The sequence below is a fragment of the Methylobacillus methanolivorans genome (assembly GCF_044751345.1).
Classification (GTDB): domain Bacteria; phylum Pseudomonadota; class Gammaproteobacteria; order Burkholderiales; family Methylophilaceae; genus Methylobacillus; species Methylobacillus methanolivorans.
In genome coordinates, this window is sequence record NZ_JBIWXY010000002.1 from 560,761 (window position 1) to 575,002 (window position 14,242).

The 14,242-nt window shown below is 52.4% G+C and carries 21 protein-coding genes; 19 read left to right on the forward strand and 2 right to left on the reverse strand.

The annotated features are described in order from the left end of the window. Positions 1–110: 110 nt before the first annotated feature. From ruvB to xerD, 16 genes are all read left to right on the forward strand, one after another. Positions 111–1,148, forward strand: coding sequence for a Holliday junction branch migration DNA helicase RuvB (gene ruvB, locus ACIKP9_RS12075; protein ID WP_400883224.1), 1,038 nt, complete (start codon positions 111–113; stop codon positions 1,146–1,148). Then, positions 1,145–1,555 carry a tol-pal system-associated acyl-CoA thioesterase gene (ybgC, locus tag ACIKP9_RS12080; protein WP_400883227.1) on the forward strand — a complete coding sequence of 137 codons (411 nt, stop codon included), beginning with the start codon at positions 1,145–1,147 and terminating at the stop codon, positions 1,553–1,555. Before ruvB ends, ybgC begins: the two co-directional genes overlap by 4 nt. 33 nt (positions 1,556–1,588) lie before the next feature. Beyond that, a complete protein-coding gene (gene tolQ / locus ACIKP9_RS12085; protein WP_400883230.1) occupies positions 1,589–2,263 on the forward strand; it encodes a protein TolQ in 675 nt (224 codons plus the stop codon). A 10-nt stretch (positions 2,264–2,273) separates the two neighbouring features. Beyond that, positions 2,274–2,660, forward strand: coding sequence for an ExbD/TolR family protein (locus tag ACIKP9_RS12090; RefSeq protein ID WP_230348742.1), 387 nt, complete (start codon positions 2,274–2,276; stop codon positions 2,658–2,660). Between the two features lie 3 nt (positions 2,661–2,663). Further along, on the forward strand, positions 2,664–3,485 hold the full coding sequence (locus tag ACIKP9_RS12095; RefSeq protein WP_400883234.1) for an energy transducer TonB: 822 nt from the start codon (positions 2,664–2,666) through the stop codon (positions 3,483–3,485). A gap of 202 nt (positions 3,486–3,687) precedes the next feature. Further along, positions 3,688–4,986 carry a Tol-Pal system beta propeller repeat protein TolB gene (tolB, locus tag ACIKP9_RS12100; RefSeq protein WP_400883237.1) on the forward strand — a complete coding sequence of 433 codons (1,299 nt, stop codon included), beginning with the start codon at positions 3,688–3,690 and terminating at the stop codon, positions 4,984–4,986. Positions 4,987–5,126: 140 nt separating this feature from the next. Beyond that, complete coding sequence (pal, locus tag ACIKP9_RS12105; RefSeq protein ID WP_230348745.1) at positions 5,127–5,666, forward strand: peptidoglycan-associated lipoprotein Pal; 540 nt, start codon at positions 5,127–5,129, stop codon at positions 5,664–5,666. Between the two features lie 3 nt (positions 5,667–5,669). After that, a complete protein-coding gene (locus ACIKP9_RS12110; protein WP_400883241.1) occupies positions 5,670–6,494 on the forward strand; it encodes a YbgF trimerization domain-containing protein in 825 nt (274 codons plus the stop codon). Between the two features lie 6 nt (positions 6,495–6,500). Then, a complete protein-coding gene (gene queE / locus ACIKP9_RS12115; protein ID WP_400883244.1) occupies positions 6,501–7,139 on the forward strand; it encodes a 7-carboxy-7-deazaguanine synthase QueE in 639 nt (212 codons plus the stop codon). A gap of 46 nt (positions 7,140–7,185) precedes the next feature. Beyond that, positions 7,186–7,875, forward strand: coding sequence for a 7-cyano-7-deazaguanine synthase QueC (gene queC / locus ACIKP9_RS12120; protein ID WP_400883247.1), 690 nt, complete (start codon positions 7,186–7,188; stop codon positions 7,873–7,875). 71 nt (positions 7,876–7,946) lie between these two features. Continuing rightward, positions 7,947–8,195, forward strand: coding sequence for a 30S ribosomal protein S16 (gene rpsP / locus ACIKP9_RS12125; protein WP_230348749.1), 249 nt, complete (start codon positions 7,947–7,949; stop codon positions 8,193–8,195). Between the two features lie 54 nt (positions 8,196–8,249). Continuing rightward, complete coding sequence (gene rimM, locus ACIKP9_RS12130; protein ID WP_400883390.1) at positions 8,250–8,744, forward strand: ribosome maturation factor RimM; 495 nt, start codon at positions 8,250–8,252, stop codon at positions 8,742–8,744. Next, positions 8,741–9,535: a tRNA (guanosine(37)-N1)-methyltransferase TrmD gene (gene trmD, locus ACIKP9_RS12135; RefSeq protein WP_400883251.1), complete on the forward strand. Its 795-nt coding sequence runs from the start codon at positions 8,741–8,743 to the stop codon at positions 9,533–9,535. The genes rimM and trmD overlap by 4 nt, the downstream gene beginning before the upstream one ends. Positions 9,536–9,548: 13 nt before the next feature. Next, positions 9,549–9,935, forward strand: a complete 387-nt coding sequence (gene rplS / locus ACIKP9_RS12140) for a 50S ribosomal protein L19 (RefSeq protein ID WP_400883254.1) — start codon at positions 9,549–9,551, stop codon at positions 9,933–9,935. Positions 9,936–10,039: 104 nt separating this feature from the next. Then, a complete protein-coding gene (locus tag ACIKP9_RS12145) occupies positions 10,040–10,528 on the forward strand; it encodes a methylated-DNA--[protein]-cysteine S-methyltransferase (protein WP_400883257.1) in 489 nt (162 codons plus the stop codon). Beyond that, entirely contained in the window at positions 10,503–11,408 is a 906-nt protein-coding gene (gene xerD / locus ACIKP9_RS12150) for a site-specific tyrosine recombinase XerD (protein WP_400883260.1), read from the forward strand. The genes ACIKP9_RS12145 and xerD overlap by 26 nt, the downstream gene beginning before the upstream one ends. On the opposite strand, the gene folB is transcribed toward xerD, so the two are convergent. Further along, positions 11,405–11,767, reverse strand: coding sequence for a dihydroneopterin aldolase (gene folB, locus ACIKP9_RS12155; protein WP_400883263.1), 363 nt, complete (start codon positions 11,765–11,767; stop codon positions 11,405–11,407). The two genes, xerD and folB, sit on opposite strands and share 4 nt — an antisense overlap. 70 nt (positions 11,768–11,837) lie before the next feature. On the opposite strand from folB, the gene plsY reads away from it, so the two are divergent. Beyond that, complete coding sequence (gene plsY / locus ACIKP9_RS12160) at positions 11,838–12,428, forward strand: glycerol-3-phosphate 1-O-acyltransferase PlsY (RefSeq protein WP_400883266.1); 591 nt, start codon at positions 11,838–11,840, stop codon at positions 12,426–12,428. Positions 12,429–12,437: 9 nt separating this feature from the next. On the opposite strand, the gene tsaD is transcribed toward plsY, so the two are convergent. Continuing rightward, positions 12,438–13,457 (reverse strand): tRNA (adenosine(37)-N6)-threonylcarbamoyltransferase complex transferase subunit TsaD, encoded by a 1,020-nt coding sequence (gene tsaD / locus ACIKP9_RS12165; protein ID WP_400883268.1) that lies wholly within the window; start codon positions 13,455–13,457, stop codon positions 12,438–12,440. An 86-nt stretch (positions 13,458–13,543) separates the two neighbouring features. Between tsaD and rpsU the strand changes: the two genes are divergently transcribed. Both rpsU and ACIKP9_RS12175 read left to right on the forward strand, forming a co-directional pair. Beyond that, positions 13,544–13,756: a 30S ribosomal protein S21 gene (gene rpsU, locus ACIKP9_RS12170; RefSeq protein WP_025870166.1), complete on the forward strand. Its 213-nt coding sequence runs from the start codon at positions 13,544–13,546 to the stop codon at positions 13,754–13,756. Between the two features lie 18 nt (positions 13,757–13,774). Beyond that, complete coding sequence (locus tag ACIKP9_RS12175; protein WP_400883271.1) at positions 13,775–14,221, forward strand: GatB/YqeY domain-containing protein; 447 nt, start codon at positions 13,775–13,777, stop codon at positions 14,219–14,221. Positions 14,222–14,242: the final 21 nt, after the last annotated feature.

Sequence of the window (14,242 nt, forward strand, 5' to 3'; positions counted from 1 at the left end):
TTTACGATTTTTGACTGGCAAGGTAGAGAACAATCGAAGGCTTTTCTGTATCATGGCATATGCCGCTGAGCGCAGAAGCTGCGCAGCGTAGCTAAGCAGAATCCAACCTGATGATAGAAACCGACCGCTTAATCGCCCCCTCTACCCAAGGCACGCAGGAAGAAGCGCTGGAGCGCGCATTGCGCCCCAAGGTGCTCGACGAATATGTCGGGCAGGAAAAGGCGCGTGGCCAGCTTGAAATCTTCATCAACGCTGCACGCGGGCGCTCCGAGGCGCTGGACCATGTCCTGCTGTTCGGGCCACCTGGCTTGGGTAAGACTACATTGGCACATATTATCGCCAAGGAAATGGGCGTGAATATGCGCCAGACCTCTGGCCCGGTCCTCGAGCGAGCAGGTGACCTGGCTGCACTGCTGACCAATCTTGAGCCCAATGATGTGCTCTTCATCGACGAAATCCACCGCTTGTCGCCAGTGGTCGAGGAGATTCTCTATCCGGCGATGGAGGATTACCGTCTCGATATCATGATAGGTGAAGGGCCGGCCGCGCGTTCGGTGCGCCTGGACTTGCCACCTTTTACCTTGGTCGGCGCAACTACCCGTGCGGGTATGCTGACTAACCCGCTGCGTGACCGCTTCGGCATTGTGTCGCGCCTGGAGTTTTACACCGCAGAAGAGCTGGCGCGCATCGTGCATCGTTCCGCTGGTTTGTTGGAGGTGTCCATGCAGCAGGAAGGGGCGTTGGAAATCGCCCGCCGCTCGCGCGGTACGCCGCGCATCGCCAATCGCCTGTTACGCCGCGTGCGCGATTACGCGCAAGTTAAGTCGGATGGCATGGTGAGTGCCGCGATTGCCGATGCGGCCCTGAAGATGCTGGATGTAGACAAACTCGGCTTCGATGTCATGGACCGCAAGCTTTTGCTGGCTGTGCTGGAGAAGTTTGATGGCGGGCCGGTAGGCCTGGATAACCTCGCCGCGGCGATTGGCGAAGAGCGCGATACCATCGAGGATGTGCTGGAGCCCTACTTGATCCAGCAAGGCTACCTCATGCGTACTCCGCGTGGACGCATCGCCACCCAGCAAGCCTATCAGCATTTCGGCTTGGCTGTGCCTGGCAAGATCGGTGCGGGAGACCTTTGGCAGCAATGAGTGCGAGTAGGGAATTCCGCTGGCCGGTACGTGTTTATTACGAAGATACCGATAGTGGCGGCGTGGTTTATCACTCGAATTACCTTAAGTTCATGGAGCGTGCGCGCACCGAGTTCTTGCGTAGCCTGGGGTTTGGGCAGGCGGAACTAAGAGATGATCTTGGGGTCTTGTTCGTGGTGCGTAGCCTTGCGCTACAATACCGCCGCCCTGCGCGTTTTGATGATGCGCTGGCAGTCGTGACGCGACTCAAGGACTTTAGGCGCAGCCTGATGACATTTGAGCAGAAAATCTATCGTGGCGATGAATTGCTGACTGAAGCCACGGTTGAGATTGTCTGTATTGATGCAGAACAATTCAGGCCGGTCACTATTCCGGCTGTTGTACGCAACATGATTGATCCTGAGTGATCAATCTACATGATCAAACCCAATGGAGCTTGAATGAATCCTACTGAAGACATGTCGTTTATCTCGCTGATTGCTGGTGCCAGCGTGCCCGCCCAGTTGGTGATGGCGGTGCTGGTGCTGACATCGCTGATTTCGTGGTGGTATATCTTCATCAAGTTTTTTGCTATTCGCAGCGCAGATCGCGATGCGGAAGAGTTCGAGCGCGTGTTCTGGAAGGGTGGCGATCTTAACCAGCTCTATGAAAGCGTGAATTCCGGTCGCCGTAGCACTCAGGGCATGGCCAGTATTTTTGAAGCTGGATTCAAGGATTATGCCCGTCTCAAGCGGCAGGCAGGTCTGGAAGTGAGCGATGTCACCGAGGGGGCACGTCGTGCAATGCGCGCTGCTTACAATCGCGAAATGGATGATCTGGATTCGCACTTGCCATTCCTGGCATCCGTGGGTTCTGTCAGCCCTTATATCGGTTTGTTGGGGACGGTATGGGGCATCATGAATGCTTTCCGTGGTTTATCTAATATGGCACAGGCCACCTTGTCCCATGTTGCACCCGGTATCGCCGAGGCATTGGTGGCGACGGCCATCGGCCTGTTTGCTGCCATCCCAGCCGTGATTGCCTATAACCGCTTCACGGCATCTGTGGATCGCTTGGCCGTACGCTACGAGAGCTTTATCGAAGAGTTCACCAATATCCTGCAACGCAAGGCTTAAGGAGGGTGTGATGAGTCGTCGCAAATCACGCCGCCTGATGAACCAGATTAACGTCGTGCCGTACATCGACGTGATGTTGGTGCTGTTGGTGATTTTTATGGTGACTGCGCCCATGACCAATCCCGGGGTGGTTGAGTTGCCCCAGGTGGGCCAGGCGCTCAAGCAGGCTGCTGCCCCTGTTGTGATTACTGTCAAGGCGGATGGTCGCGCCGAGCTTGATGGCAAAGTGTTGCAGCGCGATGAGCTACTGTTTGCCGTCAAGACACAAATCGAGCAAACGCCTGATCGGGCGATCGTGATCGCTGCTGACAAGAATGTCCAGTATGACAAGGTGGTGACTTTGATGGACAGTCTCAAGCAGTACAAGGTGGGGTTGTTGCTCAAGCCAGCCAATTGATGCATGAAGCCACGTAATAGAAATCCTTACAAGGTCCGCGCTGCGGCACTCTCACTACTCACCCATCTCTTATTGCTGGGTGCGTTGTTTGTGTCTTTCGATTGGAAGACGCATCAGCCAGTGACTGTCGCACAAGTTGAGCTGTGGGAAAACTTGCCTGTTGCCCAGCCGGTGACTAAACCACCACAGCCACAGCCGGCTCCTGAGCCACCAAAACCGGAACCCAAACCAGAGCCTAAACCTGAACCAAAGCCCGAGCCAGCACCTGAGCCTCAGCCTGAAGCTGAAATCCAAGTGAAAAAGGAGCCTGAGAAAAAGGTGGTGAAGCCGGAAAAAAAACCTGAACCAAAAAAGCCGGAGCCCAAGCCTGAACCCAAGAAGCCAGAGCCGGTAAAGGCTGAGCCGAAGAAAGAGGATAAGGTCAAGCTGGATGAGCTGAAGAAGTTACAGCAACAGTTACTGGAAGAAAGTGCCCAGCCTGCGGCAGCTAAAAAACAAGGGCCTACTCAATCTGGCGATAATGTGGTGAATCAGAGTGAAATAGATAAATACCTGGGCCAGATTCGCGACAAGATCAAGCGCAATGTCAACCGCCAGCTATGTGGCACGGGCAAGCCTGAGTTGGAAGTGGGTATTAGCTTGATGCCGACGGGGGAGGTCATTGGTGTGCCGCGCATATTGAAGAGCAGTGGCTTGCCAGCTTGTGATGAGGCGATTGAGCGGGCGATATTGCAGGCGCAGCCTTTGCCTGTTCCTGTTCAGTCCGAACTATTCTCGCGATTCCGTGATCTCAGGCTCAAATTCCGCCCCAATGAGGACGGCTAAGTCATTGCGGTTGATATAGAGGTGCTACCTGCTTTTGTGATGCGGAAGTGTCAATTGTTAGCACATACCAGTTGATAGTTACATCATTGACGGCGGGAAGGCATTGTTTTATCAAGCCCCATGGCAAGATGGGGTGGGAGTTTGATAGAATGTGCGCTTAGCTATCGGGGAACTTTGCATTATTTTATCGCCCTAAACCCTCATGAATAAATTACGCTTATTTCTCAGTCCCTTAGTTTTTTTCCTGTCATTTGGTCTCACCCATGGTGCGCATGCGGCCTTGACGGTGGAAATTGTCGGTGGTGCAGCACAACAGATCCCGATTGCCATTGTCCCGTTTGCACAGCAGGGTAATCTCCCTGCCCAGCAAGACACGATTGCCAATGTGATTAGTGCTGATTTGCGGCGCAGTGGCTTGTTTCGTGTGCTGGAAACACGGGGTGTTGCTAATCAACCTAGCGATATCAGCCAAGTGAGCTATTCCGATTGGGCAGCTATCCAGGCACAGGCATTGACTATAGGTAAAGTCGAAGTATTGCCAGACAACCGCCTTAAGGTATCTTTCCGTCTGCTTGATGTTTACAAGCAAAACCAATTGGTGGGCATGGAATACAACATTACCCCAGCCCAGCTACGCCTGACGGCACACAAGATTGCCGATGTGATCTACCAGAAGCTGACAGGCGAACAGGGGGTATTTGCCACCCGTATTGCCTATGTCAGCAAGTCTGCCGGGCGTTATGCCTTGCAAGTCGCGGATTCTGATGGGTATAACCCGCAAACCGTGGTTTCCTCTGTCGAGCCTATCATTTCTCCGGTGTGGTCGCCTGAGGGTAGCAGGCTGGCTTATGTTTCGTTTGAAAAGAAAAAGCCCATTGTTTATGTGCAGTCACTGGTCTCCGGTCAGCGCACCGTATTGGCCAACTTCAAGGGCAATAACAGTGCACCATCTTGGTCGCCTGATGGCAAGAAGCTGGCGATTGTATTGACGCATGCGGCCAATTCCCAGGTGTATAGCATCAATGCCGATGGCACTGGTCTGCAGCAGTTGACCCGCACCACCGCGATTGATACAGAGCCAACTTGGTCGCCTGATGGGCGCTATATCTATTTCACCTCTGATCGTGGCGGTAGCCCGCAAATTTACCGCATGCCTGCTACTGGTGGCGATGCTAGCCGCATGACGTTTGAGGGTGGTTATGTGGTGAGTCCGCGTATTTCGCCAGATGGCAAGTCTCTTGCTTATATCCGCCGTGATGCCGGGCTCTTTAAGGTCGCGATACAAGATCTTCAGTCTGGTCAGGTGCAGGTGTTGAGTGATGGCCCCAAGGATGAGTCTCCTAGTTTTGCGCCTAATGGCCGCATGCTGTTGCATGCTACTCGTATCGGTGGACGTGGGGCCTTGGCCGCGGTATCTGCTGATGGCCGCGTCAAGCAGCGTTTGAGTGAAAGTGGTGGTGATGTGCGTGAGCCTGCTTGGGGACCGATTATCAATCAGTAGGGCGATGTAAAGAATAACAAGCAAGTTTTTGTGAAAATAGCCGTTAAGCGTACGTCGGGTGTTTTTGTAACAACAGGCAAGTTTGTAGTGATGTAACAGTTGATGTGTGTGTCTTTAGATAATTTAAAGGAGAGAACAAAGTGAACAAGAATATCGTGATCAGTGTATTGCTCGCAGCGATGTTGGCAGCTTGCTCAAGCAAGGCAGTAAAGGAAACCCCACAAGCGGCTGTTGAAGACAAGAGCCCAGCTACAACACAAAGCAGCAGCTCCAGTGGTTCTGCTACTAGTGGCGTATCTGATTCTTCTCTGTCCAGCAACCCGCTGAAGGATCCTAACAACATCTTGTCCAAGCGCAACGTATATTTCGACTTTGACAGCGATGCGATCAAGGCAGAGTTCCGCCCACTGATCGAAGCGCATGCGCAATACCTGAGCTCACATGGTGATGCCAAGGTGTTCCTGCAAGGCAATACCGATGATCGTGGTACACGTGAATACAACTTGTCCTTGGGTCAACGCCGTGCTGTTGCCGTCAAGAAGGTATTGAACCTGCTAGGCGTACAAGATGCACAGATCGAGACTGTCAGTTTCGGCAAGGAAAAGGCTAACGCTGCTTGCGCCGATGAAACTTGCTGGCAGCAAGATCGCCGTGTAGAACTTCAATATCAAGGCGAGTAATTCATGATGCAGCGTTTACTGGTGTTGGTTGTCGTCGGTTTTCTTTCTCTGCCTCTTCTTGCGCAGGCTGCGCTATTTGGGGATGATGAAGCAAGAAAAAAGATTGCAGATCTGCAACAGCAGGTACAAACCCAGCACCAGGAAACGCAAGCTGCATTAGCGGAGTTGAAGAAAAGCCAGCAGGCCTTGGAAGCAAAAAGCCAAGGCATGCTGGACCTGATGGGGCAAATCGACAGGCTCAATCAGGAAATTAGCCGCCTTAGGGGTGATCTTGAGGTGGTCAATCACAATGTAGACAATACCCAGCAGCGTCAGCGTGATTTGTATGCTGATACTGACGGGCGCTTACGCAAGCTGGAAGAGGGTGGTGTATCTGCCCATGCGCAGGCTGGTTCTGATGAGGGGGCCGCCTCTGCCCAGAATGGTGGTAGTGCTGGCAATCCTGAAGCGCGCGATCTAGATGCGGCCAAGGCGCTAAGTGCCTCCGGAAAATTCAAGGAAGCATTTGACGCTTATAACAAGTTCCTGCAAACCTATCCCGGTTCATCTCTGACGGCAGAAGCATTGCTCGGCTTGGGTAGTGCCCAGTTTTCATTGAAGAACTACAAGGCTTCCATCAGCACCCAGCAGAAACTGATTTCGCAGTTTCCGAATAGCGATAAGGTGCCTGATGCCTTGTTTAGTATTGCCAATAGCCATATCCAGCTTTCTGATGTGGATGGTGCCAAGAAAACCTTACGCGGTTTATTGGACAAATTTCCCAGCCACGAATTGGCGCCGAGTGCCAAGCGACGCCTGAATGTGCTGGACTCAATCAAGTCCAGATAGTTTCCCGTGTTACGTATTCATGAGATTTTTTACTCCCTGCAAGGGGAGTCATCGCGTGTAGGCCTGCCTACCGTTTTTGTGCGCCTTACCGGCTGCCCGATGCGTTGTGTCTATTGTGATACCGAATATGCCTTCAAAGGCGGTAGCAATATGACGCTGGATGCTATCCTTGAGCAGGTGGCCAGCTACGGTGCGCGCTATGTCTGTGTGACCGGGGGCGAGCCCTTGGCGCAAAAGAAAGGCTGTCTGGAGCTGTTAAGGCGGCTGTGTGACGCTGGGTATGGAGTTTCTCTGGAAACCGGTGGTGCGATCGCCACTGATGGTGTTGATGAGCGCGTGGCGGTGATTCTGGATATTAAAACGCCAGATTCAGGCGAGCTCGCCAAAAATCATTGGGAAAATCTCTCGCGTCTCAAGCCTAATGATGAAATCAAGATCGTGCTCTGTAGTCGATCGGACTATGAGTGGGCCAAGCAATTGCTGGCCGAACATGCGCTCAACGAGAAATGTCCCGTTATTTTTTCACCCGTTTACAGTCAAGTGAAGCCTGCAGAGCTTGCCGACTGGGTGTTAGCAGATAAATTGCCGGTGCGTATGCAAGTGCAGTTGCACAAAATTCTCTGGGGCGAGGCCCCAGGAAAATAATCAAAGCTGGCTACCAGTCTGTAGCCATTCTTGAGGAATTAACGTCATGAGCAAAAAAGCCGTCGTGCTATTGTCAGGTGGCTTGGATTCGGCCACTGTGCTGGCGATTGCCCGCAGTCAAGGCTATGAAGCCTATTGCTTGAGTCTGGATTACCAGCAGCGCCATCGTGCCGAGCTGGATGCGGCAGAGCGTGTTACCCAGGCGCTGGGGGCTGTCATGCACCGAACGGTAAAGCTTGATCTCTCGATCTTTGGCGGCTCTGCCTTGACCGACGCCTCGATTGCCGTGCCTGAGGCGCCAGCTGAGGGTATTCCCGTGACTTATGTACCTGCGCGCAACACTATTATGTTGTCGCTTGCGTTGGCTTGGGCAGAGGTGCTGGATGCGCGCGATATCTTTATCGGCGTCAATGCTTTGGATTATTCTGGTTACCCGGATTGTCGCGGTGAGTACGTTCGTGCTTTTCAGGCCATGGCTAATCTTGCCACCAAGAGTGCTGTTGAAGGCCGTACAATCAGCATCCACGCGCCATTGATCGAAATGACCAAAGCTCAAATCGTGACGCAGGGGACTGCGCTAGGGCTTGATTATGGCATTACTGTTTCCTGTTACCAGGCGGATGCGCAAGGACATGCATGTGGTGTGTGCGATTCTTGCCGATTACGGCGTCAGGGCTTTATTGCAGCAGGCTTGGCTGATCCTACGCGTTATGCATCGACAGCAAAAACTGCATGATGGACTTGCCAAGACTATAAAAAATAACGTAAAATCCGCGCCTTTCAGTCCAATCCAAAGAGAACAAGATTATGGTGATTATTCGTCTCGCCCGCGGTGGCGCGAAGAAAGCTCCTTTTTACAGCGTTGTTGTAGCTGATTCCCGTAACCGTCGCGATGGTCGCTTCATTGAGCGTGTTGGTTTCTACAACCCTCTCGCGAAGGAAGGCCAAGAGGGCCTGCGTCTGAACAGCGAGCGTATTGCTCACTGGCGTAGCAACGGTGCTCAGTTGTCTGAGAGCGTAGCACGCTTGGTTAAGCAAGCTCAAAAGTCTGCTTAATTTAAGGGCCGCTGTGCAAGCGGTTATTGGCAAGCTGTGAGTGAATTAGTCATTATGGGGCGCATCGTCGCCCCTTATGGCGTTTATGGTTGGGTGAAAGTCCAGCCAGATACCGAGTATATCGATAGCCTGTTTGATTATGACCGGTGGTTGCTGGGGCGCGGTGATCCAAAACGCCCTGAGCAATGGCAGCCATATGAAGTAGAAAAGGCCAAGGTCCATAACGATCTCCTGCTGGTTAAGCTGGAAGGCGTTGATGACCGTGACCAGGCCTTCGCTTGCAAGGGTATGCATGTCGCGGTACGCCGTGATGAATTGCCAGAGCCAGAGGAAGGCGAGTATTACTGGTCTGACCTGATTGGCTTGCAAGTGCGTAACCAGGCTGGTGTCGATTTCGGTCAGGTGGCTGATGTGTTCGCGACTGGTGCGAATGATGTGCTGGTGCTCAAGGGTGATCGTGAGCGTTTGGTGCCGTTTGTCGGGCAGGTCGTGCTTGAGGTGGATGTAGTCGCCAAGACCATGCTGGTGGATTGGGATCCTGAGTTTTGAACGATGCTGATCAGGCGCAGGAAAAGCCTGCCACGCAGTTTGATGTGGTGACGCTGTTCCCGGAAATGTTTGATGCGCTGACCAAGTTTGGTATCAGTTCCCGGGCACAAGAACGCAAGATTTATGAGTTGGCCTTGTGGAATCCGCGAGATTTCACGACTGACAATTATCGTACCATTGACGATAGGCCTTATGGCGGTGGTCCTGGTATGGTGATGCTGGCAGAGCCATTGGAAAAAGCGATTGCGGCGGCCAAGGCAAGGCAGCAATCACGCGGGGTTGAAAATCCCAGAGTGATTCACCTTTCGCCACAAGGTATTCCGCTTAAGCATAAGCATGTGATGCAGTTGAAAGATGTGCCTGGCCTGATTTTATTGGCTAGTCGTTATGAAGGTGTAGATGAGCGATTGCTGTCTACCCTGATTGATGAAGAATACTCTATCGGGGACTATGTACTTTCTGGTGGTGAAATTCCCGCCATGGTAATACTAGACTCGATCATCAGGCAGTTGCCCGGCAGTTTGGGTGATGCTGGTTCGGCAGAGGAAGATTCTTTTGCTGATGGATTGCTGGATTGTCCGCATTACACGCGCCCCGAGGAATATGCGGGGCAGAAGGTACCGGAAGTATTGCTCTCCGGTAACCATGCAAAGATCAAGCGCTGGCGGCTGAAACAATCGCTAGCGCGAACTCGGGCAAGACGCCCGGATTTATTGGCCGTAAGGCCGTTGACGAAAGAGGAATCTCGGCTGCTCATAGAAATAGAGCAGGAACAAGATTCCCATAACTAAAAGGAAGCAAAAAATGGCTGATATTATCAAGCAACTGGAACAGGAAGAAATTGCCCGCCTTGGCAAGACCATTCCTTCTTTCGCGCCAGGCGACACCGTTGTCGTTGGTGTTAACGTGGTTGAAGGTACACGTAAGCGTGTACAGGCATACGAAGGTGTTGTGATTGCAATCCGCAACCGCGGTTTGAACTCCTCCTTCATCGTGCGCAAGATTTCCTCCGGTGAAGGCGTGGAACGTACTTTCCAAACCTACTCCCCGCTGATCGCCAGCATCGAAGTCAAGCGCCGTGGTGACGTACGCCGCAGCAAGCTGTACTACTTGCGCGAGCGTTCCGGTAAGTCCGCACGTATCAAGGAAAAGCTGCAACTGCGCAACAAGGAAACCAACAGCGCAGAATAAGCGCCTGATTATCAGCAGTGCAAAAAAGCCCCGATTTTCGGGGCTTTTTTATTTTCCAGATACCGAGTTTTATCTACCTCGCTATTTTCCTCTATCATCTTGCTATGAAACCAAAGTCAGAGTCCACTTTTGATGCTGTTGTGGCAGCGCCATTCGGAGCAGTAGGCATTCATGTCTCGAATGACTATGTGACGGGCATGCGCCTGCTCTCTGATGAGCTGACAGCATCTTGTAGCGACAACCCTTTTGTTCAGCAGGTTGCCCGCCAGGTTGCACAATATTTACAAGATGCGACCGTCCCGCTGGATTTTCCTTACTTATTGCAAGGCACCTTGTTCCAGAAGCGGGTGTGGCAGGCGATGGTTGAGATTCCGCTGGGTACAGTGTGGACGTATAGTGAACTTGCTGAGCGCGTACGATCTGGTCCGCGGGCTGTTGCGAATGTTTGCGGTGCCAACCACCTGACTCTGGTGGTTCCTTGTCATCGTATTGTTGCCAAGAGCGGCTTAGGTGGTTTCATGCAAGGCGATGCCAAAGGCCTGGAGATCAAGCGCTGGTTGTTGCAGCATGAGCAAGCTGATGGATACTACTGAGGCGCTGCTTGATCATTTTCTGGACCATTTGTGGCTAGAGGATGGCTTGGCAAAAAACACCTTGGCGAGTTACCGCCAAGACCTTGCTGCATTTGCTGCTTGGCTGCAACAGGATAAAGGCAAGGGCATGCTGCAAGCTGGGCCTGAAGATATCCAGGGTTTTATTGCGTTTCGCTTTCCCCAAAGCAAGCCGCGCAGTATCAGTCGCCTGGTGGCTAGCCTGCGGCGTTTTTATCGTTTTGCCTTACGCGAAGCGCATATTGATGTAGACCCCAGTATTCACATCGAGTCGCCAAAATTACCACGCTCATTGCCTAAGAGCTTGAGTGAGGACGATGTAGAGCAACTGATCAACGCCCCCGACTACAATGCGCACCTTGGCCTGCGCGATCGTGCCATGCTGGAAACCTTGTATGCGACAGGCTTGCGAGTCTCGGAACTGGTTGGTATGCAGGTGACAGAGCTTAGCTTGACCGATGGGGTGGTGCGTATTACTGGTAAAGGCAGCAAAACCCGGTTGGTGCCCTTGGGTGAGCAAGCGGTGGAGTGGTTGTCGCGCTATCTTGCAGAGGGGCGCCCTGCCATTCTGCAGCAGCGGTTGAGTGATCACTTGTTTGTCACCCAGCGTGGCGAAGGCATGACGCGTCAAGCTTTTTGGTATTTGATCAAGCGCTATGCCGCTATTGCTGGCATCAAGGCTTCCTTGTCACCCCACGTATTGCGCCATGCCTTTGCGACCCATCTCCTCAACCACGGCGCAGATTTGCGCGTGGTGCAGATGCTGCTAGGTCATGCCGACATCACTACTACGCAGATCTATACCCATGTTGCGCGTGAGCGCTTGAAGCAGTTGCATCAGGCGCACCATCCTCGAGGCTAGGAGAGGTTCCGATTACCGCGCTCTATCACCACTCCTAGTGCCTTCAGCCCTGGCAAGATACCTGGCTTGGCAACGCGTAATTTGACCCATGGTGCACCGAACTCTCCCATGATGAGCTGGCAGATATGTTCTGCCAGTGCTTCGACTAGCTTGAATGACTTTGATGTGAGTGTTTCTCGAATGCGGGAGACCACAACACCATAGTCTATGGTGTCTGTAATATCGTCAGTCTGGCACGAGTGGCTGTGCGGCATGGCGATTTCAATATCGAGAATGATGGTTTGTGCGACGAGCCGCTCCCAATCAGGCACGCCCAAATGAGTTTCAACTTTGACTTCGCTGAGAAAAATAATGTCCATAAAGGCTGGGATCCTGCGTTAGAGCTTGAGGGCTGATAGAATACTGCAATTCAATTTTAATCCAATCTTCATGAATAACGCAGTTTTCGTCATCGCCGCTTATCTTCTCGGCTCAATTTCTTTTGGCATATTGGTGAGCAAGGCCTTTGGCTTGCCTGATCCGCGGACTGTCGGCTCCGGTAATCCTGGGGCGACCAATGTATTACGTAGTGGCAAGAAGCTCGCAGCATTGCTGACATTGCTGGGTGATGCAGCCAAGGGCTGGCTGCCGGTTTGGCTGGCGCAATATTATGCCTTGCCAGCAGATGTGGTGTGCTGGATTGCTCTGGCGGTATTTTTGGGACACTTGTATCCAGTGTTCTATCGCTTCAAGGGTGGAAAGGGTGTGGCGACTGCTTTGGGTGTCTTGCTTGCATTCTCACCATTATTGGCTGGGCTGGCTTTGTTGAGTTGGGTTGCTGTGTTTGCCCTGACGCGCTTTTCATCGCTAGCGGCATTAACGGCTGCGGCCTTGGCACCCGGATTTGCCTGGTTGCTGCTCACCCAGGTGGGATACATCATTGTGGTATTTGTGTTGTCATTACTACTGATCTGGCGCCATCGCAGCAACATTCGCAAGTTGCTGGATGGTACAGAATCTGGTTTCAGCAAAAAGCCTTGATTCGCTTGCTTAAGGTCTGGTCAATTCTGCCAGGTCCCATCGTGGCCTTACTGTGAAGCTGTGGTCGGTTTGCTTGGCGTGTTGCATGCGCATCGCGCCCGCAAAGGCGATCATGGCGCCATTGTCAGTGCAGAACTCCAGCCTTGGGTAATGCACTTGATATTGCCTGCGCTTGGCTACCATGTTCAAGCGTTCACGCAGGCGTGTATTGGCACCTACGCCACCTGAGACAATCAATTGCGTTAGCCCGGTTTTGCGTAATGCGGCCATGCACTTCTTGGTGAGCACTTCGGTAACTGCTTCCTGAAATTCGTGCGCAATATTGGCGCGTGCTACATCGTCCAATGTATTGCCGTGTTGGTTGACGAGTGTAAGGACGGCAGTTTTTAAGCCGCTGAAGCTGAAATTGAGATCTGCGCTATTGAGCATGGGGCGAGGTAATTGGTATGTGCCGGGTTGCCCTAGGTTTGCAAGCTTGGAAACTGCCGGGCCGCCAGGATAGCTGAGGTCGAGTAGTTTGGCTGTTTTGTCGAAAGCTTCACCGGCGGCATCATCCAAAGTGTCTCCCAGCAGTTCATAATCACCAATCGCGGAAACGCGCATTAATTGAGTGTGGCCTCCTGAAACTAACAAGGCCACAAAAGGAAATGCGGGTGGGTTAGGCTCAAGCAAGGGGGCAAGCAAGTGCCCTTCAAGATGGTGTACGCCTATGGTTGGCACATTGAGGCTGAAGGCTAGGGATTCGGCAATGCTGGTGCCGACCAATAATGCACCAGAGAGGCCAGGGCCTTGCGTGTAGGCGATGCCGTCTACATCGGCGAGTGATTTCCCGGCTTTTTCCAGGACGTGTTGTGTCAAGGGTAAGGCTCTGCGAATATGGTCGCGTGAAGCGAGTTCTGGTACTACGCCACCATAAGCGGCATGCATGTCTATTTGTGAGTGCAATGCATGTGTCAGCAAGCCTTGCTCCGTGTCATACAGGGCAAGCCCGGTTTCATCGCAGGAAGATTCAATGCCGAGAATTAACATAAGTTTCAGGATAATGTTGATAAAACAATAATGAGGCGCTAGAATAGCAAACTTTTTCACCCTTTCTCAAAGGTAAAGTGATTTAAATGTCTAGCGTACGTGTAAAAGAGAACGAGCCGTTTGACGTGGCTCTGCGCCGTTTCAAGCGCATGATTGAAAAAACAGGCCTTCTGACTGACTTGCGCGCTCGCGAGTTTTATGAAAAGCCAACATGGGAGCGCAAGCGTAAGGCGGCGGCGGCTGTGAAGCGTCATTACCGTCGTATCCGCAGCCAGACTCTGCCAACCAAGCTTTACTAAGCGTTAGGTAGTCCTGCTGTGACAATCAAGGCAAAAGTTGCCGAGGATATGAAAGCCGCAATGCGTGCAAAAGATAGTGCACGTCTCGGGGCTATTCGCCTTTTGCAGGCGGCGATCAAGCAACGCGAGGTGGATGAGCGTATTGAGCTGGATGATGGTCAGGTGATTGAGGCGATCGAAAAGATGCTCAAGCAGCGCCGTGATTCCATCACGCAATACGAAGCTGCCAATCGCCATGATCTGGCTGATATCGAGAAGTTTGAAGTCGCTGTCTTGAAGGAATATCTGCCAGCAGCGTTATCCGACGACGAGGTGAATGTTATTCTTGATAGCGTCATCGCTGAAACCGGGGCTGCTAGCATTAAGGATATGAGTAAGGTGATGGCGGCGATCAAGCCTAAGGTGGTTGGGCGTGCCGATATGGGCAAGATTTCAGGGTTGATCAAGTCCAAGCTTGCTGCGTGAACCTAATTGCCCGGTGGTATT